The following is a 25,470-nucleotide window of genomic DNA, read 5'->3' on the forward strand; positions in this document are numbered from 1 at the left end:
CCTTGCTCTACGATAGTTGTACGATGACTGACAACTGAGCGCCTGCCGACAGGCCAACTCGGTGCCAATCGTTCAGCGCCACAACAAGCCGGGGGAGACACCATGTTGAAAAAATTGATCGCGATCGCGTTGGTCGCCGGGCTCGCCGGCTGCGCGACGCGCGCACCCTCCGGTGCTGCCGCCGACGACGGCGCGGCCGTCGCCGCGGCGGCCGAGAAGCTGCGCGTCGCGATGATCGACCCGACCCGCGAGAGCCTCGACGCCCTCGTCGCCGACGACCTGAGCTACGGCCACTCCGGCGGCAAGGTCGACACGAAGGCGAGCTTCATCGCCGACCTGCTCGATGCCAGATCCGACTTCGTGACGATCGCGATCAGCGACCAGACGATCAAGGTCGTCGACGGTCAGCTCGCGATCGTGCGCCACACGCTCGCGGCCGACACCAACGACGCGGGCAAGCCCGGCAAGGTGACGATCAAGATCCTCGGCGTCTGGGCCAAGCAGGCCGGTCAATGGAAGCTGGTCGCGCGCCAGGCGGTGCGCCCGCCGGCGTGAACGCGCGAACCACCACCACGATGAGCTCAACTTCCATCCCGGCGATCGATCCGAGCCCGCGCGGCACGCCACGCGTCACCGCGCTGCGCGTGATCCCGGTCGCCGGCCGCGACTCGATGCTGCTGAACCTGAGCGGCGCGCACGGCCCGTTCTTCACGCGCAACCTCGTGATCGTCAGCGACAGCGCCGGCCACACCGGCGTCGGCGAAGTGCCGGGCGGCGAGGCGATCCGCAAGACGCTCGAAGACGCGGGCACCCTGATCGTCGGCGAGCCGATCGGCGCGCTGCAGCGCCTGCTCGGCGCGGTGCGCACGCGCTTCGCGGATCGCGACACCGGCGGGCGCGGCGCGCAGACCTTCGATCTGCGCACCACGATCCACGTCGTCACCGCGATCGAAGCGGCGCTGCTCGACCTGCTCGGCCAGCACCTCGGGCTGCCGGTCGCGGCGCTGCTCGGCGAAGGCCAGCAGCGCGATGCGGTCGAGATGCTGGGCTACCTGTTCTTCGTCGGCGACAAGGCGAAGACCGATCTGCCTTACGACAGCGCGCCCGATGCCGACGACGACTGGCTGCGCCTGCGCCACGAGGCCGCGCTGACACCGGAGGCGGTCGTGCGCCTGGCCGAAGCCGCGCAGGCGCGCTACGGCTTCAACGACTTCAAGCTGAAGGGCGGCGTGCTCGCCGGCGAGGCCGAGGTCGATGCGATCCGCGCGTTGCACGCGCGCTTCCCGACCGCGCGCGTCACGCTCGACCCGAACGGCGGCTGGCTGCTGAAAGACGCGATCCGCCTGATGCGCGACCTGCACGGCGTGCTCGCGTATGCCGAAGACCCGTGCGGCGCCGAAGACGGTTTCTCGGGCCGCGAGGTGATGGCCGAGTTCCGCCGCGCGACCGGCCTGCCGACGGCGACCAACATGATCGCGACCGACTGGCGCCAGCTGACCCATGCGCTCGCGCTGCAGGCGGTCGACATCCCGCTCGCCGACCCGCACTTCTGGACCCTGGCCGGCTCGGTGCGCGTTGCGCAGACCTGCCGCGACTGGGGCCTGACCTGGGGCTCGCATTCGAACAATCACTTCGATGTGTCGCTGGCGATGTTCACGCATGTCGCCGCGGCGGCGCCCGGGCGCGTCACCGCCATCGACACGCACTGGATCTGGCAGGACGGCCAGCGCCTGACGACGCAGCCGCTGCAGATCAAGGGCGGCCTCGTCGAGGTGCCGAAGACGCCGGGGCTGGGCGTGACGCTCGACATGGTCGAGGTCGAGCGCGCCCACCGGCTCTACAACCAACACGGTCTGGGCGCGCGCGACGATGGCGTGGCGATGCAGTACCTGATCCCGAACTGGCGCTTCGACCCGAAGCGGCCCTGCCTGGTGCGCTGAGCGCCGACGCGACCTCGACGATCTCCCGGAGACCCGATGAACAAGCGCAAGACCCTGATCGCCGCGGCCGCCGTTCTGGCCGTCGGCCTCGCGACCCCGCTGGCCCAGGCGCAGACCTGGCCGAGCAAGCCGATCCACATCATCGTGCCGTACACGCCGGGCGGCTCGTCGGACATCATCGCGCGCGCGATCAGCGGGCCGCTCGCCGAGGCGCTGAAGACGACCGTCGTCGTCGAGAACCGACCCGGCGCGAACGGCAACACCGGCACCGACGCGGTCGCGAAGTCGCCCGGCGACGGCTACACGATCCTGCTCTGCGACGTCGGCGCGCTGGCGATCACCGCGTCGGTCTATACCAAGATGCCGTTCGATCCGAGCCAGGACCTGAAGGGCGTCGGCATGCTCGCGTACTCGCCGCACCTGCTGGTCGTGCACCCGTCGGTGCCGGCGAACAACCTGAAGGAGCTGGTCGCGCTGTCGAAGACGACGAAGCTGAACTTCGCGGTCACCGCGATCGGCAGCGCGCCGCATCTGGCGGGCGTCGCGGTCGAGAAGGCGACCGGCGCGAAGTGGGAGTACATCCCGTACAAGGGCGGCTCGCAGGCGATCACCGACACGATCGCCGGCCAGACCCAGGTGCTGATGAACGGCATGCTCGCGACCCTGCCGTTCGTGCAGTCGGGCAAGCTGAAGGTGCTGGGCGTCTCGAAGCCGACGCGCGTGCCGCTGCTCGCGAACGTGCCGACGATCGCGGAGCAAGGTGTGGCCGGCTTCGAATCGGGCACCTGGCAAGGTGTGCTGGTGCCGGCCTCGACGCCGCCGGCGCTGATCGCGCGGCTCTCGGCCGAGCTGACGAAGATCATCCGCTCGCCCGAAGTGCGCGCGCGGCTGACCGCGCAGGGCGCCGAGGTCTACACGATGTCGCCGGCCGAGTTCGGCCCGTTCTTCGAGGCCGAACGCAAGCGCTGGGCGAGCGTCGTCACCAAGGGCGGCATCAAGATCGATTGATTGATTGAACCTGGACTCCTCACGATGACACTGCCCACCCCGTACAAACCGTTCCCGAACAGCTTTCGTGCCGACCTGCGCGCCGGCAAGACGCTGATCGGCTGCTGGTGCTCGCTGGCGAACCCGATCACGACCGAGGTGCTCGGCGTCGCCGGCTTCGACTGGCTGCTGCTCGACGGCGAGCATTCGCCGAACGACGTGATCACCTTCATCCCGCAGCTGATGGCGCTGAAGGACAGCCCGAGCGCGCCGGTCGTGCGGCCGTCGTGGAACAACCCGGTCGAGCTGAAGCGGCTGCTCGACGGCGGCTTCTACAACTTCCTGATCCCGTTCATCGAAACCGCCGACGAAGCCCGGCGCGCGGTCGCCGCGACGCGCTACCCGCCGCAGGGATTCCGCGGCGTCTCGGTCTCGCAGCGCAGCAACCGCTTCGGCACCGTCGCCGGCTACTTCGACGGCGTCAACGAGCAGATCTGCGTGATGGTGCAGATCGAGAGCCGCAAGGGCGTCGCGGCCGCGGCCGAGATCGCCGCGGTCGACGGCGTCGACGGCCTGTTCGTCGGGCCCTCGGACCTGGCGGCCGGCTTCGGTCACCTCGGCAACGCGAGCCACCCGGAAGTGCAGGACGCGATGGCGCAGATCTTCGCGGCCGGCCGCGCCGCCGGCAAGCCGATCGGCATCCTCGCGCCGGTCGAGGCCGACGCGCGCCGCTACATCGCGATGGGCGCGACCTTCGTCGCGGTCGGCAGCGACCTGGGCGTGTTCCGCGCCGGCACGCAGGCCCTGCGCGACCGCTACCTGGCCGGCGCCTGAACCTCGTTGTCAAGAAATCTGGAGCCACACATGAGCAAACTCGGATTCATCGGCCTCGGCATCATGGGGCTGCCGATGGCGCTGCGGCTGCGCGCCGGCGGCCACGAGCTCTTCATCCACACGCGCAGCGAGCCGAAGCCCGAAATCATCGCCGCGGGTGCGCAGCGCTGCGCCAGCGCGCGCGAGGTCGCGCAGCGCGCCGACATCGTCTTCATCATGGTGCCGGACACGCCCGACGTCGCGACCGTGCTGTTCGGCGACGATGGCGTGGCAGCGGGTCTGTCGAAATCGGGAAGCGACCCTGCGGGCCGCGTCGACAAGACCGTCGTCGACATGAGCTCGATCTCGCCGATCGAGACCAAGGCCTTCGCGCAGAAGATCAACGCGCTCGGCTGCGACTACCTCGACGCGCCGGTCTCCGGCGGCGAGGTCGGCGCGAAGGCCGGCACGCTGACCATCATGGTCGGCGGCCCTGAGACCGCGTTCGAGCGCGTCAGGCCGCTGTTCGAGCTGATGGGCAAGAACATCACCCTGGTCGGCGCCAATGGCGATGGCCAGACCTGCAAGGTCGCCAACCAGATCATCGTCGCGCTGAACATCGCCGCGGTCGGCGAGGCGCTGGTGTTCGCCTCGAAGGCCGGTGCCGACCCGGCCAAGGTGCGCCAGGCGCTGATGGGCGGCTTCGCGGCCTCGCGCATCCTCGAGGTGCACGGCGAGCGGATGATCAAGCGCACGTTCGCACCCGGCTTTCGGATCGGGCTGCACCAGAAGGACCTGAGCCTGGCGCTGGCCGGCGCGCGCGCGCTGGGTGTCGCGCTGCCGCAGACGGCCGGCGCGGCGCAGCTGATGCAGGCCTGCGCCGCCCATGGCGGGCAGGACCTCGACCACTCGGCGCTGGTGCAGGCGCTGGAGCTGATGGCCGGGCACCCGGTCGCATGAGCCAGCGCGCCTGACCGGTAAGGTTTCACACCCGTGTGGCCCGCGCGGCCACACGCGGCAGAGACTTCGCCGCTTAAGCCCCGAAACGCCGCGCCATGCTTTGCGCGCGCCGCGAACCGCCCCGAGACTGCCGCACCGTTGCCACCCCGGCAACTCGACACATCGGAGCTTCGCGTGGAATTGATCTGGACCCTTCTGATCGGCTTTGTCGCCGGTCTCGTCGCCAAAATGCTGACCCCCGGCTCCGGCCCGGGCGGCTTCTTCCTGACTGCCGCGCTCGGCATCGGGGGCTCGCTCGCAGCGACCTACCTCGGCCGCGCCGCCGGCCTGTATGCCGCTGGCCAGTCCGCCGGCTTCATCGGCGCGATCATCGGCGCCGTCGTGCTGCTGCTGGGCTACCACCTGGCCGCGAAGAAGTAGGCCGCACCACCCCAACCTCGAAGGAATTCATCATGGCATTCGATCTCGGCAGCCTGCTGCAGCAATACATCGGCGGCGCGGCCGCCCCGGCCTCACAGGCCGAAGCTCACTTCGATCAGGCCGCGCAGAACGCGCCGACCGACATCCTCAGCAGCGGCCTGGCGGCGATGTTCCGTTCCGATTCGACGCCGGCCTTCGGCGAGATGGCAGGCCAGCTGTTCGGCCAGTCGAACCCGAACCAGCAGGCCGGCATGCTGAACTCGCTGATCGCCGGGATGGGCCCGGCGGTGCTGGCCTCGCTGCTGAACCAGGGCGGCTCCGGCGGCGGCCTGCTCGGCGGCCTGCTGGGCCGGCTGACCGGGGGCGGAGCGACGCCGCAGCTGACGCCCGATCAGGCCTCGCAGTTGTCGCCCGAGCAGGTGCAGGTGATCGCGAGCCATGCCGAGCAGGCGAACCCCGGCATCATCGACCAGCTGAGCCAGTTCTACGCCGAGCACCCGACGCTCGTGAAGACCGTCGGCAGCGCCGCGCTCAGCATCGCGCTGGCGAAGATGGCGGAGCACGCCCGCGCCTGATCGCGGGCCGCGCTTGGGTGCTCAGGCGCCGGGCGCGGCCGTGCCGAAGCTGAAGTAGAAGGTGGCGCCCTGGCCGGGCTCGCTCTCGGCCCAGAGGCGGCCGCCGTGGTGGTCGACGATGCGCTTGACAATCGACAGCCCGACGCCGGAGCCCTCGAAGCGCGAGCCGTGCAGCCGATGGAACGGCTTGAACAGGCGCTGCGCGCCCGCGGCATCGAAGCCGACGCCGTTGTCGCGCACGAAGAACAGCGCAGCCTCTGGCGTGCCGACCCGCCCGATGCGGATCTCCGGCCGCGGCGCATCGGATGCGAACTTCAGCGCATTGCCGATCAGGTTCACCAGCAGCTGCCGCGCCAGGCCCAGATCGGCGTCGACCTCGGCCAGCGGCTCGACGACCACCGGCAGCGTCTCGCTCGGGCCGGCCTGCGGCAGCGTTGCGAGCACCTCGCCGACCAGCGCACGCAGGTCGAAGCGCTGGCGCACCGGCGTCGCGTCGGTGGCGCGCGCGAGGGCCAGCAAGGCATCGACCAGGTGCGTCGTCGCATCGGCCTGGGTCGCGATCGCCCCCAGGAACTGCGTGGCTTCGTCGTTCCGGTTTTCGGCGATGAACTCCTGCGCCAGCCGCGCCGCGCCGGCGATGCCGCCGAGCGGCCCGCGCAGGTCGTGCGAGACGCTGCGGTTGAAGCTCTCGAGCCCCTCGATCACGTCGTGCAGTTCGGCGGTGCGCTGCCTGACGCGCTGCTCCAGGCTGTCGTTGGCGACGCTCAGGTCGCGGGCGACGCGCTTGCGTTCCTCGACCTCGATTTCCAGCTGTTCCGCGGTGCGCTTGATCTGCTTGTACAGGCTGCCGTTTTCGTAGATGCGGCCGGCCTGCGCCGCGTAGATCGCCAGGATGTGCTCGTCGCTGTCAGCGAAGCTGTCGGCGCCCAGCTTGTCGATCAACAGGATCCAGCCATAGGCGCGGTTCAACGAAACGATCGGCGCGACCAGGCCGCTGTGCCAGGGCGGGAACTCGCCGGGCAGCCCGGCACCGGCCGGGTCGCCGCCGGGACTGACGAAGCGGCGCGCGCGGCCATCGGCCATCGCCTGACCGAGCACACCCACACCGGCATCGAGGGCCGTCAGCGAGCGCAGCCGTTCGCCCTCGGCCGCCGCGAGACCCCAGCTCGTGACGTGCATCGTCTCGCCGTCGTTCGTGTCGCGCACCGCCAGCACGGCGTGGCGCGCACCGAGCAGGTCGCGGGCGCCGCGGCAGACCTTGTCGAGCAGAACGTGCGGATCGCGCTCGGAGGCCAGCTGCAGGTTCAGATCGGTCAGCGCCGAGAGTCGCTGGTTCGCCTTTTCGAGTTCGTCGACCTTCAGCGCCAGCTTGTCGGTCAGCAGGCGCAGGTGCTCGCGGTCGAACAGGGTCGTGTCGGCCATCGGCTCGACCGCCTTCACGTGGCCGAGCGCCCGTTCGATCGCGCGCAGGATCTCTTCGGGCTCGGAGGGCTTGATCAGCACGTCCGAAACGCCGCACGACGCCGCCAGCGTGCGCGCCTCGCGCTCCATGAACGTCGCGGTGTAGAAGACCACGTGGGTGTGCGCGATGCTCGGATCGGCGCGCAGCTGGCGCACGAATTCGTAGCCGTCCATCGTCGGCATCAGGATGTCGCAGATGACGAGGTCGGGCCGCGCCGCGCGCACCTGCGCGAGGGCCAGGTGGCCGTCGGCGGCCTCGAGCGAGGCGTGTCCGGCGTGCGTCAGCAGCGTCACGAGCAGGTCGCGGTTCGGAGCGTGGTCGTCGACGACAAGAACTTTCGCCATCAGCCGGGCGCTCGTCAGTGCGCTGCCGCAGGTGGCTGCGAGCGCAGCGCCGCGGGCAGGAACGCCTCGATCTGGTCGACGAAGCGCTCGGGTTCGATCGGCTTCGACAGGTAGCCGTCGAAGCCGGCCGTCATCACCTTCTCGCGGTCGTTGGGCATCGAGAAGGCCGTCACCGCGACGATCACCGCCGTCGCGGTGACGGAGTCGGCGCGCAGCTGCTCGAGCACCTGGTAACCGTCGAGCAGCGGCATCTGGAGATCGCAGACGATCAGGTCAGGCCGCTCCTGACGCGCCAGCGCGATGCCCTGCGCGCCGTCGCGCGCCTGCAGCACGATGTGGCCGCTGAACGTCAGCAGGTAGCGCACCAGCTCGAGGTTGGCCGCGTTGTCTTCGACGACAAGGATGCGCGCGGCCATCGTCTAGGCGCCCGGCAGCACGAGCGTGAAGCGGCTGCCCTTGCCGCTCTCGCTGCGAAACACGATCTTGCCGCCGAGCAGCTCGGCGAGCTTCTGGCTCAGGTGCAGGCCAAGGCCGGTTCCCTCGGGCGCGTTCGGGCGCGCGCTGTTGACGCGCGTGAACGCGCCGAAGAGCTTGTCCTGGTCGGCGAGCGGGATGCCGATCCCGCTGTCCTCGACCTGCACTTCGACCTGCTGCACGCCGTCCGCCGGCTCGACGCGCAGCGTCAGGCTGACAGCGCCGGACTCGGTGAACTTGATCGCGTTGCCGGCCAGGTTGAAGATGATCTGGCTCAGCGCGCGGCGATCGGTGCCCAGCACGATCGGCAGCTCGGGGATGTGAACCATGAACTCGAGGCCCTTGTCGTGCGCCTGCGGCCGCAGCGCGGCGGCCACTTCCTGGAGCACCGCGTTGCAGTCGACCGCCTCGAAGACCAGCTCGACCTTGCCGGCCTCGATCTTGGAGACGTCGAGCAGGTCATTGATCAGCGCCAGCAGGTGGCGCGCGCTCGACTGGACCGTGCGCAGCTGCTTCTGCTGCTCGTCGTTCAGCGGCCCGGGCAACTTCATCAGCAGCGTGCCGGTGAAGCCGATGATCGCGTTCAGCGGCGTGCGCAGCTCGTGGCTCATGCCGGCGAGAAATCGGTCCTTGGCCTGGTTCGCGTTCGCGAGCTCCTGGTTCTTCTCCTGCAGGGCCTTCTCGAAGCGCTTGCGCTCGCTGATGTCGCGAATCGCGCTCATCACGAACGCGCTCTCTTCGGTGCGCAGCGGGCTCAGGCTGATCTCGATCGGGAACTCGCTGCCGTCCTTGCGCAGCCCGGCGAGATCGAGCCCCGAGCCCATCGCGCGCTTGCGCGGCTGCAGGAAGTAGCTCGAGCGATGCCCGACATGCGCCTTGCGATAACGCTCCGGCAGCAGCGCATCGACCGAGCGGCCGCGCAGCTCGCCGGCCTCGTAGCCGAACAGGCGTTCGGCCTGGCTGTTGGCGATCACGATGTGGCCGGTGGGGTTGGCCATCACGATGCCGTCGGGCGTCGACTCGAGCAGGTCACGAAAGCGCGCCTCCATCAGTTTGGCGTCGCGCAGCACTTTGATGTGGGTCACGTCCTTCTCGGCCGACAGAATCAGCGCGGCGCCATCGGCCGCGTGCACGAGCCGGGTGGAGACGTCGACATAGAGCAGCGAGCCGTCGCGGCGCCGCCGCACCGACTCGTAGGTGCCGGCACCGCGGTCGAGCGTTTCGCGCAGGCGCTGCGCCTGCTCGTCGGCGCGATCGGGCGGCACGATCAACTCGGCCAGCGAACGGCCGCGTGCCGCCTCGGCATCGAAGCCGAAGATGGCATGCGCGCCGCTGCTCCATTGCAGGACTTGCCCCTGCGTCGTCAGCAGGATCAGCGCGTCCGGCGACTGATTCGCCATCAGCGCCATCGCTTCGGTTTCCATCGATCCGGGATCCGCGGAATGCCTTGGTGGCGGCATTAAAGCAGGCATCCCGCGAGCCCACCAGCTGTCAGACCTTACAGGTGTCGGGCCACGGGTGGCGGCCCGGCCGCGAACCGCGGGGAAGCCTGGGCGAGATAGAACCACTCCTGCCCCGTCTGGCCCGCGGGGTTCGGAAACACGATCCGGGCATCGCTGGGGGCCCGCAGCGGCGTGCCGTCGTGCCGGGTGCCGATGAGCTCGCCCGCGCGCACGCGATCGAAGCTGGCCCATTCGCGGCTGAAGCGGTCGCCTTCATGGGCCTTGTCGACCACCTCGAACAAGTGGAGCGCCTCGACGCCGGCCACCGGCGACGGCGGCGGCGCGTCGATCAGGCGCAGGTGCGCCAGCGTGTTCCGAATCGCCTGGTAGGCGACCTGCGGCGCCTGCGGATCGTCGTGCTGGCCGCATTCGAGCGTGAATCCCCAGCCGCCCACCCTTCGCATGTACTCGGTCGTGCCGACACCGAAATCGGGATCCAGATCGAGCCCGGCGTCATTCGGCTGCGCCTGTTGGCCGATGCGCCGATTCACGCCGGCGGCGTAGGTCTCGAGCCAGCCATCGACGATGCGACGCACGCCGAGCCGCGCCGCCAACGCCTCTTCGAGCTCGGCGTGCGCGAACGGTTCGAGGGTGCCGGCGTTGTTCTCGGGGCCCACCATCGCGAACGGTTCGCCGGCGGTGTGAAACGAGTGCAGGTCGAGCAGCACATCATGGCGCGCCAGCAGCGGGCACAGCCAGTTGGCGATGTGATCCTCGAACTCGCGCGGATCGTCGGTCGGTGCCAGCCTGCGGTTGAGGTTTCGGTCGCCCTGCCGCTGGCGGCGCTCGTACGCGAGCGGATTGGTGATCGGCACGAACGTGACCGAACCTGCGGCGAGGGCGAGCCGGCCGTGCTCGATGTCGTCGACCACGCGCCGAATCGCGACGCTGCCGCAGGTCTCGTTGCCGTGGACCGCGCCGGTGACGATCAGGCGCGCGCCTCGCGCCGTCGGCGCAGCGAAGTGGATCGACTCGAAGGGGCGCAGCATGTGGCAAGAATACGGTCAGTCGGCAGTGGCCGGCCGACGCGAATCGCAAGACCATTCGCGGTGCGCGCGACGCTGGTGCGCCCGGCTGGGATCGAACCAGCAACCCCTGCCTTCGGAGGGCAGTACTCTATCCATTGAGCTACGGACGCGGCGCGTGATTCTACCAGCGCACCCTGCGCGGCCCGGTGCGGCGTTCGGGCGGCGCAGACGCCGGCCCTATAATTTGCAGGTTTTGCGCGGGCCCTTTCGGGGCTTGGGGCTCGCCGGCCCGCTCGCGTCACCGACTTGCGCAGTTTGAGGATCTCATGAGCGACGCCCAGAACCAGCACGATCACGATGGCCCGCACGAAGGCCCCATCAAGACGCCGAAGCAACTGATCCTCGCGGTCCTGTATGCATTCGTCGTGCCGATCATCGTGATCGTGTTGCTCGTCGAGTACGTGACCAGCGACCCGCGGCCGGCCGCCGGAACGCAGGCGCTGACGGCCGAATCGGTTTCGCAGCGCATCCAGCCGGTCGGCGTGGTGCAGGTCAAGGACGCATCCGACCTGTCGACGCTGAAGACCGGCGAGCAGGTCTTCGCCGCGCAGTGCACGACCTGCCACACAGCGGGCCTCGTCGGCGCCCCCAAGTTCGGCGATGCCGATGCCTGGGCGCCGCGCGTCAAGACCGGCTACGACGCGCTGCTGCACTCGGCGTTGGCCGGCAAGGGCAACATGGGCGCACAAGGCGGCGGCGATTTCACCGATCTGGAGATCGGGCGCGCCGTGGTCTACATGGCGAACAAGGCCGGCGCGAAGTTCGACGAGCCGAAGGCGCCGGCGGCGGGCACCTCGGCTCCCGCCGCGACGACGACCGCGCAAGCCGCCGCGCCGGCCCCGACGCCGGCGGCCACGCCCGCTGCGACCGTCGCCGCGACCGAGCCTGCGAAGGCGGCCGATGCCAGTGCGGTGCCGGCGCTGTACGCGCAGACCTGCCAGACCTGTCACGCCACCGGCGTCGCGAATGCGCCGAAGCTTGGCGACAAGGCAGCCTGGGCACCGCGCCTCGCCGCCGCGAAGGATGTCGATGGCCTGACCGCGAGCGCGATCAAGGGCAAGGGCGCGATGCCGCCAAAGGGCGGCTCGGCCGCGTCGGATGCCGAGATCAAGGCGGTCGTGACCTACATGGTCAACAGCGTCAAGTGATCGTCTTGCGCCGATCGGCGCGATCGAAAAGCCGGCTCGCGAGCCGGCTTTTTTTGCGCCCGCTCAGACTCCCGGCGCCGGCTTGAGCCGATAGGCGAAACGCGGCGGCAGGCTGTCGAAGCGCGCCTCGGTCGGGGACCAGTGCGCGGCCTCGACGGCATCGGCCGCGAGTTCCATGTCGAGCGTGTGCACGACGCCGAAGCCGAGGTCGGTCGCCAGGAACAGCCGGCCGTGTTCATCGAGCCATGCACTGTCGACGCGTGCCGGCAGCCCCGTGTGACTCGTGACGGCCGGCGCGCCGCCGGCGCCCGCGCTCAGGCGCCAGACCCATGGCGCCGCCTCGAGCTCGACATACACGCGCTGCGGCCCGTTCTGGAAGAACCAGCAGCCCGCGTCGTCGTGCAGGTAGTTGCGCTCGATGAACTCGCGCAGCTTCTCGTGCTGGATGCGGCTGCCCTTGACGCGCGGGAACGGCCCGGCGTGCTGGATGCGCTCGTCGCGCATGTACCAGTCGCCGCGCGCGTCGAGCGCGAGCCAGTCGTAGCAGTGCGGCACGTTGGGCCACTTCTTCAGCGCCTGCTTGACGATCTCGTCCATGCGCGAATGTTGGCTCAGATCTGCCCGGTCATCCAGCCCATGACCCGCTCGGGCAAGGTGAGAAGGTGGCCCGGCCAGCGCCCGGCCGGAAAGCCGACGTGCCCGCCGTGCCGCGGCTGCCACAAGGTCACGAACGCGCCGACCTCGCGCCGCTGCGGCAGGCTGTGCGCCGGCAGGAACGGGTCGTTGAGCGCATTCAGCACCAGCGCGGGAATGCGGATGCGCGCCAGGTGCGGTTTCGCGGAGCCGCGCGACCAGTAGTCGTCGGTGTCGCGGAAGCCGTGCAGCGGCGCGGTGAACACGTTGTCGAATTCGTACAGCGTGCGAGCGGCCATCAGGCGCTCGCGGTCGAACAGCCCCGGATGCTGCGCGAGCTTGCGCAAGGCCTTCGGCTTCATCGTGCGCAGGAACATCGGCGTGTAGACCTGCCGGTTGAAGCCGGCGCCGATCGCGCGGCCGCCGGCCGCCAGGTCGAGCGGCGCGGAAATCGCGCAGATCGCACCGACGCTCTGCGCGGCCGTCTCGCCGGCCTCTTCGGCCCAGCGCAGCAACGCGTTGCCGCCGAGCGAGACGCCGACGGCGACGACGCGGCCGCGCTGCCGGCTGCGCACGCGCCGCAGGATCCAGTCGATCTCCTCGTGGTCGCCCGAGTGGTAGGCGCGCGGCGCGAGATTCAGCTCGCCCGAGCAGCCGCGAAAGTGCGGCACGACGAAGCGCCAGCCGTGTGCCCGCGCCCAGTGCGCGAAGGCCTGCGCATAGTGGCTCGCCGACGATCCTTCGAGGCCGTGGAACAGCACCAGCAGCGGTGCTTCGGCGTTGTCGCCCTGCCAGTCCACGTCGATGAAGTCGCCGTCCGGTGTGGCCCAGCGTTCGCGCGTGAAGCGCGGCATGGGTCCTTCGAAGCGCCGCGAGAAGAGCGCGGGCCAGATCGTCTGCGCATTGCCGCCGACCAGCCAGCGCGGCGCGAGGTAGCGTTCCATCGCGCCGTCAATGCAGCACCGATGCCGCCTCGACGATCTCCTGCACCGCGCGCGGCGTGCCCGGGCTCGCGTGGTGCGCGACCAGTCGCCAGCCCTGCGCCGTTTGCACATAGACGTTGGTCGCGACGACCCAGGCCGATTGCGGGCCCTCGGTACTCATGATCTGGATGTGTTCGAGCACGCTGTGCACCGCGCAGGCCAGCGTCTGCAGCCGCCGCACCTTCTCGGGCCGCGCGTTGATCGCGCCGTTCGCGAAGATCGCCTCGAAGGCCGAGCAGATCGCCGCGGCGCCGACGACGCGCGGCCCGCCGGGGTGCACGCAGCTGATCTCGTCGTCGTCGGACCAGACCGCCATCAGCCGGTCGATGTCGCCGCGCTGCAGCGCCTCGTAGAACTGCTGCTCGATCTCGTCGGGCGACGCGAGCGGCGCCGCAGCGGATTTGGAACGGGCCATGGTCGTTCAGGTAAAGACGACGGTCTTGCGGCCATTGAGCAGGACCCGGTGCTCGACATGCCAGCGCACCGCGCGTGCCAGCACGACGCTCTCCACGTCACGGCCGACCGCGGTGAAGTCTTCGGGGCTGCGCGAGTGGTCGACGCGTTCGACGTCCTGCTCGATGATCGGCCCCTCGTCGAGTTCGGCGGTCACGTAATGCGCGGTCGCGCCGATCAGCTTCACGCCGCGCTCGTGCGCCTGGTAGTACGGCTTCGCGCCCTTGAAGCTGGGCAGGAAGCTGTGGTGGATGTTGATCGCGCGGCCCTTCAGGAATTCGCAGAATTCGGGGCTCAGGATCTGCATGTAGCGCGCCAGCACGACCAGGTCGATCTGCTGCTCGCTGACGAGGCGCTCGACCCGCGCCTCCTGCGCGCGCTTTGCGCCAGCGTCCGCGCCGGTGGGCAACGGCCAGTGGTGGAACGGCACGCCGTGGCTCGCGCAGAGCTCGGCGAAATCGGGGTGGTTCGAGACGACGCCGGCAATATCGGCCGGCAGCTGGTCCGACTGGCAGCGAAACAGCAGGTCGTTCAGGCAGTGGCCGTGCCGGCTGACCATCAACAGCAGGCGAGGCCGGCGCCCGAGCGCGTGAACGCGCAGGTCCATCGCGAACTTCGCGCGCAGCGGCGCGACCAGTGTCTCGAGCGCGGCCGGATCGGCGAGCGCGTCGGGCGCCTCGAAGTGCACGCGCATGAAGAACAGCCCGGTCGCATCGGCGCTCAGCACGTCGCCGAACTGCTGCGAGTCGAGGATGTTGCAGCCGGCCTCGTACAAGAGGCCGGACACGGCGTAGACGATGCCTTTGGCATCGCGGCACGACAGGGTGAGGATGAACTCGCGGGAACTGGGCATGGGGGGAGCTTCGCTGCCCGCGGATTGTACGAACGCCCCGCGGCCCGCCGACGATCAGGGGCTGGACGACGCGTTCTCGAGCGCCGCCTCGACCCGCTCGGCGCTGACGCCGGTCAGGCAGCGCGTGTGGCCGAAGCGGCAGACGCGGTCGAAGCACGGTGCGCAGTCGAGCTGCAGCTCTTCCTTCAGCCACAGCACCCGCGCGCGCGGGTTCAGCGGCGGCGTGTGCTCGGGGCTGGTCGAGCCGAAAACCGCGGCCTGCGGCACGCCGAACGCAGCCGCCACGTGCATCAGGCCGGAATCGTTGCTGACAACGCCGCGCGCCGCGGCGATCAGCGCCATCGCATCCTGCAGCGATGTCTCGCCGGCCAGCACGCGGCAGGCCCCCGGGGCATGCGCGGCGATCTGCGCGCCGAGCGCCGCCTCTTTCGCGGAACCGAGCAGCAACACCGGCTGGCTGTGCCGCCGGTGCAGCGAACGCGCGAGCTCGGCGTAGTGCTCGGCGGGCCACAGCTTGGCCGGACCGTACTCGGCGCCGGGCGCGAAGACCCAGTAGGCGCCGGGGCTCACGCCCGCATCTTTCGTCGCCTGATCGAGAACCGGCTGATCGAATCTAAGCAGTGGGCGCTCACCTTCTGGCACAGGCGAGCCGGCCAGCGCGCTGTAGAACGCCACCATCGGCGGCCGGCCCGCCGGGTTCGGCAAGCGCCGGTTCAGCAGCAGGACGCGGCCTTCGCCGCGATAGCCGATCCGCACCGGGATGCGCGCGAGCCACGGGATCAGCGCCGACTTCAGCGAGTTCGGCAGCACGTACGCGGTGTCGAAGCGACCGCGAAGCTCGGCGGCGACGCGGCGACGCGCGGCCCAGTCGAGCCGGCCGTGAGCGAACGGCAGTTCGATCACCTCGGCGACCTGCGCCATCGCGCGGTAAACCGGCGCGACCCAGGGCAACGCGGCGACCGTCAGCCGCTCGCCGCGTGCGGCGAGGCGTGCCAGCAGCGGCTCGCTCATCACCGCATCGCCGATCCATTGCGGCGCGATGACCAGCGAGCGCGTCACGGCGTCAATGCGCGTGGACCTTCTCGCCGGCCTTCAGCTGGTAGACCGTGCCGCAGTACGGGCACTTGCCGATGCCGGTCGTCACGACATCGATGAAGACGCGCGGGTGCCCGCTCCACAGCGGCATCTTCGGGTTCGGGCAGAACACCACGCCCGGACCCTCCAGGTCTTTCGCGGTGACCTCCACGCTTGCGGTGGGGTTTGCCAGGGATTCGCGGCTCATCGTTGCTGCCCTCAGACCTTGCTCAGCCACTCGGCGTACTTGGGATTGCGCCCGTTCACGATGTCGAAGAACGCGCTCTGGATCTTCTCGGTGATCGGGCCGCGCGAGCCGGAGCCGAGCTCGATGCGGTCGAGCTCGCGGATCGGCGTGACCTCGGCGGCGGTGCCGGTGAAGAAGGCCTCGTCGGCGATGTAGACCTCGTCGCGCGTGATGCGCTTCTCGACCACCTTCAGCCCCAGGTCGGCGCAGATCGCGAACACGGTGTTGCGGGTGATGCCGTTCAGCGCGCCGGCCGACAGGTCGGGCGTGTAGATCACGCCGTTCTTGACGACGAACAGGTTCTCGCCGGCGCCTTCGCTGACGAAGCCGTTCGCGTCGAGCAGCATCGCCTCGTCGTAGCCGTCTTCGGTCGCTTCCATGTTGGCAAGGATCGAGTTGGTGTAGTTGCTGACCGCCTTGGCCTGCGTCATCGTGATGTTGACGTGGTGGCGGGTGTAGCTCGAGATCTTCACGCGGATGCCGCGCCGCATGCCCTCTTCGCCGAGGTAGGCGCCCCAGGGCCACGCCGCGACCATCAGGTGCACCGTGTTGCCCTTCGGCGAGACGCCGAGCTTCTCGGAGCCGATCCAGGTCAGCGGCCGCAGGTAGCACGACTCGAGCTTGTTCTCGCGGACCACGTCGAGCTGCGCCTGCATGACCTGCTCGAACGAGTACGGGATCTTCATGCGCAGGATCTTCGCGCTGTTGAAAAGCCGCTCGGTATGCTCGTGGAGCCGGAAGATCGCGGTGCCATTGACGGTGTTGTAAGCACGTACTCCCTCGAAAGCGCCGCAGCCGTAATGAAGCGTGTGGGTCAGGACGTGGATCTTGGCGTCGCGCCAGTCCACCATCTTCCCGTCCATCCAGATCTTGCCGTCGCGATCGTCCATTGACATCCCGTGCTCCCAGTTGCCTCCGAGTGAGCGCGATTCTACGGCCGCCACCCCTGGCGCCCGCCGCGCAGCGCCCCGCGTCGCCACGGCAAGAGATGAGCTCGAAATAGCACGAACCCCCTAGAAAAGCATCGCTTTCGGTCCGCCGCCCCCCGCAACCCGGGGGGCCAGAACGCTAGGCCCATAGCGAGCATCCAGTAACAATCCGCCCAAGCCGAATCGCTCCAGAGATGTTTTTGTGAGAAACGACCGGCGATTGTCCTCAAACGTCTGTCTTAGGAGTCTTCATGAAGCTTTCTCGTTCTGTTCTTGGCGCTGCCGCCGCCGTAGCGATCTCAGCCCTCGCCCTGCCCGCCTTCGCGGACAGCTATACGTTCAACGACGGCGGGAGCCAATTTCCGAGCCCTGGCAACTATGGCAGTGTCACGCTCGAGCAAGTCGGCGCTAACGTCACCTTCTCTGTCGCCGTCAATGACCCATTTGATTTCGTCAACACAGGCAACCCCCAGACCGCGCATGCGGCGTTCACGTTCAACGCGACAGGTGTCGCGCTGAGTGACATCACGGCCATCAGCATGACTGGCGGAGGCGCCACGCTGTATGCGGCGACGAACCCCGGCGGTAACTCTCCGTTCGGCAATTTCAACTTCGGCATTTTCGGCGACTGCAACGGCAACTGCCCGGCGTCCGGTCCTCTGACGTTCACCGTGCTGAACGCAAGCGTGGCCGATTTTCTTTCGAAGAGCACGGCAGGGAATCCCAACGCCTACTTCGCAGCCGACATCATCGGCAACGGCGCTACCGGCGCTGTCGGCGTGACCGACGTCACTCCGCCAGTTCCGGAACCCGAGACCTACGCGCTGATGCTCGCCGGCCTCGGCGTGGTCGGCTTCATGGCTCGCCGCCGCAAGCAGCAAGCCTGATCGTCGGCTCGGCGGCAAGCCGAGCCCGCAGAGCAAAGGCGCCCTTCGGGGCGCCTTTGTCGTTTCTGGACGCTCGAACCACGCGTGCGGACCGCGGTTACGCGTCAGGCGCCCAAGCAAATTCAAGCCTCAAGCTAGGGGCCGCAAGGCCTGTACCTTAGGGGCCGTGACATCTTGTGTCGATGGGAAGCAAAGCGGACAGTCTGCAAGGTGGAGGTTGGTCGAGAGCTTGCCTCATGGCTGCCGCCACGGTGCGTCACCAGCTCACTAGGAGATTGCTATGAATGCAATGTTGTTGAAGATCTCAGCCTTGGTTCCGCCCTGCGCGGCTCTCGCGCTGGCGGCGTTCGCCGGGCCCGTCGGCGCCCAGACCCCCCTGACACTGACGGACGTCACCCAGAAGAACACCACCCAGCCGCAGGATATCCAATGCATCATCACTGGCCAAAGCTGCCCAGGTGGCCAGCAGACCATGGATTATTTCAACTACAAGCAGGGCGGCGGCGGGGCGGATCACGACATCACCAGTGATCCGAACACGGCAGGTCAGAACGGCGTTCCGCTGGTGACCGACTACACCGTGGGCTACCTGGAGAGCTTCGCCGGCAAGACGTTCGATGTGGGGATCGACGTCAACACGACGAGCGCCGCGAGCGAGACGCTCACCCTCTTCGATGTGTCTGTCGGTGGCACCATCGTCTACGAATTCAGCGGCTCCCAGAACCTCGCGGCGACCGCCTTCAACGGCAACGGGTTCTACGACTGGCTTCTCAGTTCGATCGATCTGACGCCGTATGCCTCGACCGACATCGTGACCTTCCGTGCCGTGTGGACCGGCGATGTGGACGGGTACGAGTCCTTCTTCCTGATCCCCACGGCCGTCCCCGAGCCCGGAAGCTATGCCATGCTGATCGCAGGTCTCGGCGTGGTTGGATACATGGCGCGTCGTCGTCGGCAGCAAACCTGATCCACCGAGCGTTTGCGTCGACAGCAGCCCCGCCGCAGCACTGCGGCGGGGCTTGTTTCCTTGCCGAATCCGAACCTCGACGACCGCTCCGAAGATCAGGTCGCTCGGCAATTTCAAGGTCCAAGGTAGGGGACTTGGTATCAGGACTTTAGGGGGTGTAACAGCTTGTGTAGTTCGACCACAAGGCACAGAGTGCAAGTGCGCCACAGCCGGGGAGGAAGTTCCGGACGAAGGCGCTACTCGGCTTCTCACTGAGCAACACCTTCAGGAGTTCAACATGAGCCTTTCCATTTCACGGATGTCGATTCTTGCAGCTTCGATGGTCGCCATCGGTTTGTGGAGCACGCCCGCACGGGCCGTCGACTCAGAGGGCGTCACCTATACCTCTTCGTACCTCTCACTCGGGGGCGACGTCTATCAGCTCACACTCGGCATTGACGCCATTGGCAATACCTTTGGCGCGACCTTCTTGACGGCCGTGGCCATCAATCCAGGCGGGACCTTCAGTAACGTGTCGCTGATCTCCTCTCCGCCCGTGTACGCGGATTGGGCCTACCATGCTGGAGGCCTGCCGGCGGGCTCTTCGCCCACGTGCAACGGCAGTGGCACAGCGTACTTCTGTTACGACAATACAAATGGTGGCTCCTCGACCGGATCGGCGATGACCTTCGTATTTCAATTTACGGACGCCGGCGTCGACTTGTCTGGGCCCGTGGTCAAGGTCGCTTGGCTCGACACGGAGAACAATAACGCCTATGGCGGCGATGGTGGGCATCACTTCTCCGCACAGGTTCCTGTCACCCCCCCCGTCCCCGAGCCTGGAACCTACGCGCTCATGCTCGCCGGTCTCGGCGTGGTCGGTTTCATGGCGCGCCGCCGCCAGCAGCAAGCCTGAATTTCGCGAGGTCCCCGCGCAACAAGAGCCCCGCTTCGGCGGGGTGTTTCGCTGCCAGATCGCTCGCCCTCGCTCGTATCCCAGCGCGCGACAATCGGCGCCATGCCTGTTCTGCAGTCGCTGCCCCCCGCTGTTGCGCCCTCGTCGACCGCCGTCCCACGGCCCGGCCCGCAGAAATACGCGGTCGATGTTCGGCGCAGCCGCATCGACGGCCAGGGCGCGTTCGCGGCCGAGCCGGTTCCCGCGCGCCGCAAGATCGGTGAGATCCGCGGCGAGGCGATCAGCGTGCGCGAGGCGCGCCGCCGCGCGAAGGGCGTTGCGCGGATCATGATCGTCGAGCTCAGCGACAAGCGCGCGATCGACGCATCGCAGTCGACCGACCCGCTGCGCTTCACGAACCACTCGTGCCAGCCGAACGCGGTGCTGCGCATCCGTCAGGGGCGGGTCGAGTTCTATGCGATGCGCGACGTGAACGCCGGTGAGGAACTCACCGTGAACTACGGCGAGACGCACCACGAGGGCAAGCTGCGCTGCCGTTGCGGCGCGCCGGGGTGCGTCGGCCGGCTCTGAGCCCGACGCGGCTCACAAGCGATCGAGGTAGCCGAAGGTTCCGGTTTCCTTCACCTCGCGCGCGGCCGACTGCAGGCCCGCCATCGCCGCGCGGTACAGCGAGGTCGCCAGGCTGACGCGCCGCACGCCGGCCGCCTGCAGCTCGGCGACGCTGAAGGACTTGCCCTTGATGCTGTTCATGAAGCTGACCGGCTTCGTCAGCGACGCGCAGACCGTGCGCACCGCGTCGAGATCGGGCAGGCCGGGCGCGAAGAGCACGTCGGCGCCGGCCTTCTCGAAGGCCTGCAGGCGCTTGATCGTGTCGTCGAGATCGGGCTTGCCACGCAGATAGTTCTCGGTTCGCGCGGTCAGCGTGAACGGAAACGGCTGCGCGCGGGCCGCGTCGACCGCCGCCGCGACGCGCTCGACCGCGTGGTTGAAATCGTAGAGCGGCTTGGCGGGGTCGCCGCTCGCGTCCTCGATCGAACCGCCGCACAGGCCGACCTCGCCGGCGAGGCGGATCGTCAGCGCGGCATCGGCCGGCGCATGGCCGAAGCCGTTCTCCAGATCGGCGGCGACCGGCAGATCGGTCGCCAGCACGATCGCCCGGGCGTGCGCGATCGCCTCGTCGCGCGAGATCTCGCCGTCGCGCCGGCCGAGCGCCATCGCGCAGGCGGCGCTCGAGGTCGCGAGCGCCTCGAAGCCGAGTTTCGCGAGCAGCTGCGCGGTGCCGGCATCCCACGGGTTCGGCATCACGAAGATGCCGGAGCCGCGGTGCAGCTGCGCGAAGCGGGTGGCCTTGTCGGAGGGGCTCGGACGAGGGGTGTCGGTCATGTGGGTCTCCGTCGGTTCGCGCCATTCTGCCGCGCAACGCGTGCGCGCGTCGGCGGGCAGGTCGGCGGATCGGCTCAGCGCCGCAGCTGCCGCGGATCGTAGAAGAAGCGTTCGGCCGCGAGCTTGTCGCCGCGCCAGGTCTGCAAGGCCAGTTCCTCGAGCCGCAGCGCCGCGCCCGCAGTCGACGGGAAGACAAACTCCCAGTGCAGCACGACGCTGTCGCCGTCGATGATCGGCGGCGTCAGGCAGCGCGCCTGCGCGCGGCCGGCGGTCGCGAGCGTCTTGCGCTCGTGGGCGATCAGCGCCGGCAAGCCGACGCGCGGCGACTCGTTGTTCTCCTGCGCGGTCGCGTCGGCGGCGTAGTAGACCTCCATCGCCTCGACGTACTGGCCGGCTTCGACCATGCGGACGAAGGCGTCGATGTGTTCCCGGCTGGGCATCTCGATCTCCTCGATTGGATCAGTGCGCCGACGCGCGCACGCGCGCACTGGCCGCCGGCAAATCTTCCCACGCCGACTTGTCGGGCGCGAAGCGCCGGCGCATGTAGGCGGCGAGCTGGGCGACCTGCGCGTCGTCGAGGCTGTCGCGGAACGCGGGCATGAAGCCGATGTCTCGCGTCGCCGGCTCGCGGATGCCGTCGAGGATCACGCGCAGCAGGTTGTCGGGCCGCGCGCTGTGCAGGTTCGTGTTCAGCGCCAGCGCGATGTTCTGGCCGAGCAGCTGCGGGCCGCTGCCGTCGTGATGGCAGGCACCGCAGGCGGTCGTGAACAGGCGCTGGGCCGCGCCAGCCCCGATGGCTTCGCGGGTGTTGCTTTGCGCCACGAGTGCCGGCGCCCTCGGCGCAACGCCGGCCGCGCCGTCGTTGAACGACGCGAGGTAGCTCGCCATCGCGCGCAGGTCGCTGTCGGGCAAGGCGCCGAGCTGCTGCACGACCGGCGCCATCGGCCCGCTCGCGCTGCCGTGCGTGGTCGAGTGGCCGAAGCGCAGGTAGTCGAACAGCTCGGCCTCGGTCCACGGCAGCGGCGCATGGCTCAGCGATGTGAGCGGCGGTGCTTCCCAGCCTTCGACCATCGCGCCGCCCAGGTAGCCACGGCCGCCTTTCTCGGCGCCGAGCGCATCGCGCGCGGTGTGGCAGGCGCCGCAGTGGCCGAGGCCGTTGACGAGGTAGGCGCCGCGGTTCCATTCGGCCGATCGCGTCGCGACCGTGGGCGCCGGGCCGGGCGTCAGGTACAGCGCGTTCCACATGGCCATCAGCGGCCGCAGGCTGAACGGAAACGCGAGCTTCGTCTCGGGCACGGTCGAGGCCACCGGCGGCTGCGCCATCAGGTAGGCGTACAGGGCGGTCAGGTCGTCGTCGCTGGTCTGCGTGAACGCGGGGTACGGGAACGCCGGGTACAGGTGCTTGCCGTCGCGCGAGACCCCCTCGCGCATCGCGCGCTGGAACGCGCTGAACGACCAGGTGCCGATGCCGCTGACCGGATCCGGCGTCAGGTTCGTCGTGTAGACGGTGCCGAACGCGGTCTGCATCGCGCGGCCGCCGGCGTTCGGCACGCCGCCTGGCGCGGTGTGGCAGACGACGCAGTCGCCGGCCGCTGCGAGCACGCGGCCTTTCTCGATCGTCGCCGCGGTGTACACACTGGCGCTGCCAGCCGCGACCGGCGCGATCGCGGCTCGCCAGCCGAGCAGCGCGGCCGCGACGCCCAAGCCGCCCACCGCGAGCGCGCCCGCCTTCGCCCAGACGCTGCGCCGGCGCGGCCACGGCGCATCGCGCGGCGGCACCGGCGCCGCGCCGGYGATCAAGCCCGGCGGCGGCGCCGGCGCATCTGGCGCCGATGCGACGTTCAACGCCGCACGCACCACCTCCGGCGTGAACGGCGGTTCGCGAAAGCGCACGCCGGTCGCATCGAAGATCGCGTTCGCGATCGCCGCGGTGCCCGGCACCGAGGACGACTCGCCGACCCCGAGCGGCGGCTCGCCGGGCCGCGGCATCATCATGACCTCGACGACCGGCACCTCGCGGAAGCTCAGGATCGGGTAGCTGCCCCATTCGCGGCTCGCCGGCAGGTTCGTCTTCGGGTCGACCGGCAGCGACTCCCTCAGCGCGCGTGAGCTCGTCTGCAGCACGTTGCCGTGGATCTGGTGCTGCACGCCGGCCGGGTTGATCATCAAGCCGGCGTCGTGGCCGACGACGACACGGCTGACATGCACCTCGCCGGTTGCACGATTGACTTCGACATCGGCGACCCACGCAGCCCACGCGGCGCCGAAGCCTGGGAACTTGCTGTGCACGTAGCGCGCGTACGCGAAGCCCTGGCCCCTGAGCACGTCGCCGGCCGGTGTGCGGGCGGGCAGCTGCTGCTGCGGCTGCGTGTGCGCGAGCCAGCCGGCGCGCGCGGCCGTGGCCCGCACCAGTTCGCTCGCGCGGTCGTCGTTCAGATGGCGCAGCCGGAACTCGACCGGATCGGCGCCGGCCGCGGTCGCGAGCTCGTCGACATACGACTCGTGCGCGAACGAGTTCGGCAGCGCCGAGACGCCGCGCAGCCACGAGGCGCGCAGGATCGGCGCCATGTCGTTCGCGACGACGCGCAGGTTGCGGTACTCGTAGGGCGGCACCGCGCTGCGATCGCCCATCTCGTAGGCCGCGGACTCGGGCTCGATCGTGCGCGTCAGCAGCAGCGCCAGCGTCGGCGCGCCGTTCGACGGGTACGAGGTCTGGAAGTCGTAGGCCGCGGCACGGCCATCGGCGCCGAGCCCGCCGTTGATCTGCATCAGCTGGGCGGCGCCCTTCGGCTCCCAGAGATGCTCCTGCTCGCGCGTCAGCTGCACGCGCACCGGCGCGCCGACCGCGCGCGACAGCAGCGCCGCGTCTGCCCCCACGTCATCGGCGCAGTTGCGGCCGTAGCAGCCGGCGGCCTCCATGCGGACCACGTCGATCGCGGTGTCGGGCAGGCCGGTCAGCGTCGCGAGGTCGGCGCGCAGCACGTGCGGGTTCTGCGTGCCGGCCCAGACGGTCATCGTGTCTCCACGCCAGTCGGCCAACGCGCACGAGGGGCCGATCGACGCATGCAGCTGGTACGGCCACACGTAGTTGCGCTGCATCGCCGGCGCGGCGGCGGCGATCGCCGCGTCGACATCGCCTTGCTCGACCAGCACGCGGCGCGTGGCCGGGTTGTTGCGCAGCGCGTTCTCCAGCGCGTTTGGCACACCCGCGAGCGGCGCGCTGCCGGGCCAGGCTTTCCATGTCACCTTCAACTCGCGCATCGCCGCGTCGGCCTGCTCCTCCCGCTCGGCGACGATGCCGATGAAGTCGCGGATCACGACGACCTTGCGGATTCCCTCGATGTGCGCGATCGACGCCTCGTCGACCGCGGCCAGCGTGTTGCCGACGAACTCGCCCGCGTCGACACCGGCATACGGCGGCCGCACGACGCGACCGTGCAGCATCCCGCGCACGCGCTTGTCATGCACGAAGGTCTCGGCGCCGGTCGCCTTGGCCGGGATGTCGACGCGCGGCTGCGACTGGCCGACGATGCGGTGCGCGTCGGGCGGCTTCAGCGGCGTGTCCAGCGCCAGCGTCAGCTCGACATGCCGGCCCTGCAACAGCTCGCGCAGGTCGATCGGGCGATCCTGCGCCGCCTGCGCGACCAGCCACGCGCGCGCCTGCGCCGCGGCGCGCCGCAGCGGCTCGGCGTGGATCTGGATCGACGCGCTCGCGATCGTCGCGCCCTGGTTCGGCGCGAGCGCGGTGCTGCCGAGCACGACGTGCACGGCATCGAATTCGCACGCCAGCTCCTCGGCGACGATCTGCGCGAGCGCGGTGCGGATGCCGGTGCCGAGGTCGACATGGCCATGCAACGCGGTGACGCTGCCGTCGTCCCAGACCGCGAGCAGGATTTCGGGACCTTCGGCAGGATTCGACGGGACGGTCGCCGGCTGGCCGTTCGCCTGTGCCGGGGCCGGCGGCGGCGGGCGCGAGACGAGCAACACGCCATCGGCCGCACGCAGGTCCGCACGCGAGGTCGCTGTCTCGGCACGGCGGCTCGTCATGCCGGCGCCATCAGCAGCGCCGCGCGCTGCACCGCCTGCAGGATCTCGAGGTGCGTGCCGCAGCGGCACAGGTTGTGCGCGAGCGCGTCGCGCACCTGCGTGTCGGTCGGATGCGGGTGGCGCTTCAGCAGCGCGACCGTGCTGACGATCATGCCGTTCAGGCAGTAGCCGCACTGCGCGGCCTGGCAGTCGATGAAGGCCTGCTGCACCGGGTGCAGCGCACCCGCGTTCGCGAGCCCTTCGAGCGTCGTGATCGCGCGGCCCTCGACCCCGCCGACCGGGATCACGCAGGCGCGCGCCTCGATGCCGTCGACCAGCACCGTGCAGGCGCCGCACTCGCCCAGGCCGCAGCCGTACTTCGGGCCGTTCAGCCCGAGGTCGTTGCGCAGGATGTTCAGCAGCGGCGCGTCGCGCGGCACGGCCAGCGCGTGCGGCCGGCCGTTGACCGTCAGGGCGATCACCGCGG

At 69.4% G+C, this 25,470-nt stretch carries 27 protein-coding genes and 1 tRNA gene; 12 read left to right on the top strand and 16 right to left on the bottom strand.

Annotated elements, in window-relative coordinates; translation table 11 throughout:
- Positions 1 to 102 precede the first annotated feature (102 nt).
- From AC1DTW_RS09205 to AC1DTW_RS09235, 7 genes are all read left to right on the top strand, one after another.
- A complete protein-coding gene (locus tag AC1DTW_RS09205; RefSeq protein ID WP_477980746.1) occupies positions 103 to 555 on the top strand; it encodes a nuclear transport factor 2 family protein in 453 nt (150 codons plus the stop codon).
- A gap of 20 nt (positions 556 to 575) precedes the next feature.
- Positions 576 to 1,940: a glucarate dehydratase gene (gudD, locus tag AC1DTW_RS09210; protein ID WP_477980747.1), complete on the top strand. Its 1,365-nt coding sequence runs from the start codon at positions 576 to 578 to the stop codon at positions 1,938 to 1,940.
- A gap of 36 nt (positions 1,941 to 1,976) precedes the next feature.
- On the top strand, positions 1,977 to 2,948 hold the full coding sequence (locus AC1DTW_RS09215) for a Bug family tripartite tricarboxylate transporter substrate binding protein (protein ID WP_477980748.1): 972 nt from the start codon (positions 1,977 to 1,979) through the stop codon (positions 2,946 to 2,948).
- A gap of 24 nt (positions 2,949 to 2,972) precedes the next feature.
- On the top strand, positions 2,973 to 3,761 hold the full coding sequence (gene garL / locus AC1DTW_RS09220; protein ID WP_477980749.1) for a 2-dehydro-3-deoxyglucarate aldolase: 789 nt from the start codon (positions 2,973 to 2,975) through the stop codon (positions 3,759 to 3,761).
- 30 nt (positions 3,762 to 3,791) lie between these two features.
- Entirely contained in the window at positions 3,792 to 4,700 is a 909-nt protein-coding gene (gene glxR, locus AC1DTW_RS09225) for a 2-hydroxy-3-oxopropionate reductase (protein ID WP_477980750.1), read from the top strand.
- Between the two features lie 174 nt (positions 4,701 to 4,874).
- Positions 4,875 to 5,120: a GlsB/YeaQ/YmgE family stress response membrane protein gene (locus AC1DTW_RS09230; RefSeq protein ID WP_477980751.1), complete on the top strand. Its 246-nt coding sequence runs from the start codon at positions 4,875 to 4,877 to the stop codon at positions 5,118 to 5,120.
- A 32-nt stretch (positions 5,121 to 5,152) separates the two neighbouring features.
- A complete protein-coding gene (locus AC1DTW_RS09235) occupies positions 5,153 to 5,695 on the top strand; it encodes a hypothetical protein (RefSeq protein ID WP_477980752.1) in 543 nt (180 codons plus the stop codon).
- 21 nt (positions 5,696 to 5,716) lie between these two features.
- On the opposite strand, the gene AC1DTW_RS09240 is transcribed toward AC1DTW_RS09235, so the two are convergent.
- From AC1DTW_RS09240 to AC1DTW_RS09260, 5 genes are all read right to left on the bottom strand, one after another.
- A complete protein-coding gene (locus AC1DTW_RS09240) occupies positions 5,717 to 7,501 on the bottom strand; it encodes a response regulator (RefSeq protein WP_477980753.1) in 1,785 nt (594 codons plus the stop codon).
- A 14-nt stretch (positions 7,502 to 7,515) separates the two neighbouring features.
- Positions 7,516 to 7,917 carry a response regulator gene (locus tag AC1DTW_RS09245; RefSeq protein ID WP_477980754.1) on the bottom strand — a complete coding sequence of 134 codons (402 nt, stop codon included), beginning with the start codon at positions 7,915 to 7,917 and terminating at the stop codon, positions 7,516 to 7,518.
- Positions 7,918 to 7,920: 3 nt separating this feature from the next.
- Positions 7,921 to 9,399: a PAS domain-containing sensor histidine kinase gene (locus tag AC1DTW_RS09250; RefSeq protein ID WP_477980755.1), complete on the bottom strand. Its 1,479-nt coding sequence runs from the start codon at positions 9,397 to 9,399 to the stop codon at positions 7,921 to 7,923.
- Between the two features lie 74 nt (positions 9,400 to 9,473).
- A complete protein-coding gene (locus AC1DTW_RS09255; protein ID WP_477980756.1) occupies positions 9,474 to 10,466 on the bottom strand; it encodes a M14 family metallopeptidase in 993 nt (330 codons plus the stop codon).
- A 73-nt stretch (positions 10,467 to 10,539) separates the two neighbouring features.
- Positions 10,540 to 10,615: transfer RNA gene (locus tag AC1DTW_RS09260), tRNA-Arg, on the bottom strand.
- A 156-nt stretch (positions 10,616 to 10,771) separates the two neighbouring features.
- Between AC1DTW_RS09260 and AC1DTW_RS09265 the strand changes: the two genes are divergently transcribed.
- Positions 10,772 to 11,653 carry a c-type cytochrome gene (locus tag AC1DTW_RS09265; protein WP_477980757.1) on the top strand — a complete coding sequence of 294 codons (882 nt, stop codon included), beginning with the start codon at positions 10,772 to 10,774 and terminating at the stop codon, positions 11,651 to 11,653.
- A gap of 63 nt (positions 11,654 to 11,716) precedes the next feature.
- On the opposite strand, the gene AC1DTW_RS09270 is transcribed toward AC1DTW_RS09265, so the two are convergent.
- The 7 genes from AC1DTW_RS09270 to AC1DTW_RS09300 are packed head-to-tail and all read right to left on the bottom strand — an operon-like array spanning position 11,717 to position 16,792.
- Positions 11,717 to 12,250, bottom strand: coding sequence for a DUF2946 family protein (locus AC1DTW_RS09270; protein WP_477980759.1), 534 nt, complete (start codon positions 12,248 to 12,250; stop codon positions 11,717 to 11,719).
- Positions 12,251 to 12,264: 14 nt separating this feature from the next.
- A complete protein-coding gene (locus AC1DTW_RS09275) occupies positions 12,265 to 13,230 on the bottom strand; it encodes a YheT family hydrolase (protein WP_477980760.1) in 966 nt (321 codons plus the stop codon).
- Between the two features lie 7 nt (positions 13,231 to 13,237).
- Positions 13,238 to 13,684: a YybH family protein gene (locus AC1DTW_RS09280; protein ID WP_477980762.1), complete on the bottom strand. Its 447-nt coding sequence runs from the start codon at positions 13,682 to 13,684 to the stop codon at positions 13,238 to 13,240.
- A 6-nt stretch (positions 13,685 to 13,690) separates the two neighbouring features.
- Positions 13,691 to 14,575 (bottom strand): formyltetrahydrofolate deformylase, encoded by an 885-nt coding sequence (purU, locus tag AC1DTW_RS09285; RefSeq protein WP_477980763.1) that lies wholly within the window; start codon positions 14,573 to 14,575, stop codon positions 13,691 to 13,693.
- Between the two features lie 54 nt (positions 14,576 to 14,629).
- Entirely contained in the window at positions 14,630 to 15,634 is a 1,005-nt protein-coding gene (waaF, locus tag AC1DTW_RS09290) for a lipopolysaccharide heptosyltransferase II (protein ID WP_477980764.1), read from the bottom strand.
- A gap of 4 nt (positions 15,635 to 15,638) precedes the next feature.
- Entirely contained in the window at positions 15,639 to 15,857 is a 219-nt protein-coding gene (locus AC1DTW_RS09295; RefSeq protein ID WP_477980765.1) for a zinc-finger domain-containing protein, read from the bottom strand.
- A gap of 11 nt (positions 15,858 to 15,868) precedes the next feature.
- Entirely contained in the window at positions 15,869 to 16,792 is a 924-nt protein-coding gene (locus AC1DTW_RS09300) for a branched-chain amino acid transaminase (protein ID WP_477980766.1), read from the bottom strand.
- A gap of 284 nt (positions 16,793 to 17,076) precedes the next feature.
- Here AC1DTW_RS09300 and AC1DTW_RS09305 point away from each other — a divergent pair, with 284 nt between their 5' ends.
- From AC1DTW_RS09305 to AC1DTW_RS09320, 4 genes are all read left to right on the top strand, one after another.
- Positions 17,077 to 17,712: a PEPxxWA-CTERM sorting domain-containing protein gene (locus tag AC1DTW_RS09305; RefSeq protein WP_477980767.1), complete on the top strand. Its 636-nt coding sequence runs from the start codon at positions 17,077 to 17,079 to the stop codon at positions 17,710 to 17,712.
- A gap of 280 nt (positions 17,713 to 17,992) precedes the next feature.
- On the top strand, positions 17,993 to 18,679 hold the full coding sequence (locus tag AC1DTW_RS09310; RefSeq protein ID WP_477980768.1) for a PEPxxWA-CTERM sorting domain-containing protein: 687 nt from the start codon (positions 17,993 to 17,995) through the stop codon (positions 18,677 to 18,679).
- Positions 18,680 to 18,956: 277 nt separating this feature from the next.
- Positions 18,957 to 19,574, top strand: coding sequence for a PEPxxWA-CTERM sorting domain-containing protein (locus tag AC1DTW_RS09315; protein ID WP_477980769.1), 618 nt, complete (start codon positions 18,957 to 18,959; stop codon positions 19,572 to 19,574).
- A gap of 102 nt (positions 19,575 to 19,676) precedes the next feature.
- Positions 19,677 to 20,144: an SET domain-containing protein gene (locus AC1DTW_RS09320; RefSeq protein WP_477980770.1), complete on the top strand. Its 468-nt coding sequence runs from the start codon at positions 19,677 to 19,679 to the stop codon at positions 20,142 to 20,144.
- Between the two features lie 12 nt (positions 20,145 to 20,156).
- On the opposite strand, the gene AC1DTW_RS09325 is transcribed toward AC1DTW_RS09320, so the two are convergent.
- The 4 genes from AC1DTW_RS09325 to AC1DTW_RS09340 form a co-directional block, all read right to left on the bottom strand.
- Positions 20,157 to 20,957 (bottom strand): isocitrate lyase/PEP mutase family protein, encoded by an 801-nt coding sequence (locus tag AC1DTW_RS09325; RefSeq protein ID WP_477980771.1) that lies wholly within the window; start codon positions 20,955 to 20,957, stop codon positions 20,157 to 20,159.
- Positions 20,958 to 21,031: 74 nt separating this feature from the next.
- Positions 21,032 to 21,397 (bottom strand): nuclear transport factor 2 family protein, encoded by a 366-nt coding sequence (locus tag AC1DTW_RS09330; protein ID WP_477980773.1) that lies wholly within the window; start codon positions 21,395 to 21,397, stop codon positions 21,032 to 21,034.
- Positions 21,398 to 21,416: 19 nt separating this feature from the next.
- Positions 21,417 to 25,004, bottom strand: a complete 3,588-nt coding sequence (locus tag AC1DTW_RS09335) for a molybdopterin cofactor-binding domain-containing protein (protein WP_477980774.1) — start codon at positions 25,002 to 25,004, stop codon at positions 21,417 to 21,419.
- Complete coding sequence (locus tag AC1DTW_RS09340; RefSeq protein ID WP_477980775.1) at positions 25,001 to 25,465, bottom strand: (2Fe-2S)-binding protein; 465 nt, start codon at positions 25,463 to 25,465, stop codon at positions 25,001 to 25,003. The genes AC1DTW_RS09335 and AC1DTW_RS09340 overlap by 4 nt, the downstream gene beginning before the upstream one ends.
- Positions 25,466 to 25,470 lie beyond the last annotated feature (5 nt).

The sequence above is a fragment of the Rhizobacter sp. P5_A1 genome, assembly GCF_056400745.1.

What these genes read in the sequence shown, in the direction of transcription:
- AC1DTW_RS09205 (WP_477980746.1), top strand. Translation starts at nt 103, where the DNA reads ATGTTGAAAAAATTGATCGCGATCGCGTTGGTCGCCGGGCTCGCCGGC.
- gudD (WP_477980747.1), top strand. Translation starts at nt 576, where the DNA reads ATGAGCTCAACTTCCATCCCGGCGATCGATCCGAGCCCGCGCGGCACG.
- AC1DTW_RS09215 (WP_477980748.1), top strand. Translation starts at nt 1,977, where the DNA reads ATGAACAAGCGCAAGACCCTGATCGCCGCGGCCGCCGTTCTGGCCGTC.
- garL (WP_477980749.1), top strand. Translation starts at nt 2,973, where the DNA reads ATGACACTGCCCACCCCGTACAAACCGTTCCCGAACAGCTTTCGTGCC.
- glxR (WP_477980750.1), top strand. Translation starts at nt 3,792, where the DNA reads ATGAGCAAACTCGGATTCATCGGCCTCGGCATCATGGGGCTGCCGATG.
- AC1DTW_RS09235 (WP_477980752.1), top strand. Translation starts at nt 5,153, where the DNA reads ATGGCATTCGATCTCGGCAGCCTGCTGCAGCAATACATCGGCGGCGCG.
- AC1DTW_RS09240 (WP_477980753.1), bottom strand. Translation starts at nt 7,501, where the DNA reads ATGGCGAAAGTTCTTGTCGTCGACGACCACGCTCCGAACCGCGACCTG.
- AC1DTW_RS09245 (WP_477980754.1), bottom strand. Translation starts at nt 7,917, where the DNA reads ATGGCCGCGCGCATCCTTGTCGTCGAAGACAACGCGGCCAACCTCGAG.
- AC1DTW_RS09250 (WP_477980755.1), bottom strand. Translation starts at nt 9,399, where the DNA reads ATGGAAACCGAAGCGATGGCGCTGATGGCGAATCAGTCGCCGGACGCG.
- AC1DTW_RS09255 (WP_477980756.1), bottom strand. Translation starts at nt 10,466, where the DNA reads ATGCTGCGCCCCTTCGAGTCGATCCACTTCGCTGCGCCGACGGCGCGA.
- AC1DTW_RS09265 (WP_477980757.1), top strand. Translation starts at nt 10,772, where the DNA reads ATGAGCGACGCCCAGAACCAGCACGATCACGATGGCCCGCACGAAGGC.
- AC1DTW_RS09270 (WP_477980759.1), bottom strand. Translation starts at nt 12,250, where the DNA reads ATGGACGAGATCGTCAAGCAGGCGCTGAAGAAGTGGCCCAACGTGCCG.
- AC1DTW_RS09275 (WP_477980760.1), bottom strand. Translation starts at nt 13,230, where the DNA reads ATGGAACGCTACCTCGCGCCGCGCTGGCTGGTCGGCGGCAATGCGCAG.
- AC1DTW_RS09280 (WP_477980762.1), bottom strand. Translation starts at nt 13,684, where the DNA reads ATGGCCCGTTCCAAATCCGCTGCGGCGCCGCTCGCGTCGCCCGACGAG.
- purU (WP_477980763.1), bottom strand. Translation starts at nt 14,575, where the DNA reads ATGCCCAGTTCCCGCGAGTTCATCCTCACCCTGTCGTGCCGCGATGCC.
- AC1DTW_RS09295 (WP_477980765.1), bottom strand. Translation starts at nt 15,857, where the DNA reads ATGAGCCGCGAATCCCTGGCAAACCCCACCGCAAGCGTGGAGGTCACC.
- AC1DTW_RS09300 (WP_477980766.1), bottom strand. Translation starts at nt 16,792, where the DNA reads ATGTCAATGGACGATCGCGACGGCAAGATCTGGATGGACGGGAAGATG.
- AC1DTW_RS09305 (WP_477980767.1), top strand. Translation starts at nt 17,077, where the DNA reads ATGAAGCTTTCTCGTTCTGTTCTTGGCGCTGCCGCCGCCGTAGCGATC.
- AC1DTW_RS09310 (WP_477980768.1), top strand. Translation starts at nt 17,993, where the DNA reads ATGAATGCAATGTTGTTGAAGATCTCAGCCTTGGTTCCGCCCTGCGCG.
- AC1DTW_RS09315 (WP_477980769.1), top strand. Translation starts at nt 18,957, where the DNA reads ATGAGCCTTTCCATTTCACGGATGTCGATTCTTGCAGCTTCGATGGTC.
- AC1DTW_RS09320 (WP_477980770.1), top strand. Translation starts at nt 19,677, where the DNA reads ATGCCTGTTCTGCAGTCGCTGCCCCCCGCTGTTGCGCCCTCGTCGACC.
- AC1DTW_RS09325 (WP_477980771.1), bottom strand. Translation starts at nt 20,957, where the DNA reads ATGACCGACACCCCTCGTCCGAGCCCCTCCGACAAGGCCACCCGCTTC.
- AC1DTW_RS09330 (WP_477980773.1), bottom strand. Translation starts at nt 21,397, where the DNA reads ATGCCCAGCCGGGAACACATCGACGCCTTCGTCCGCATGGTCGAAGCC.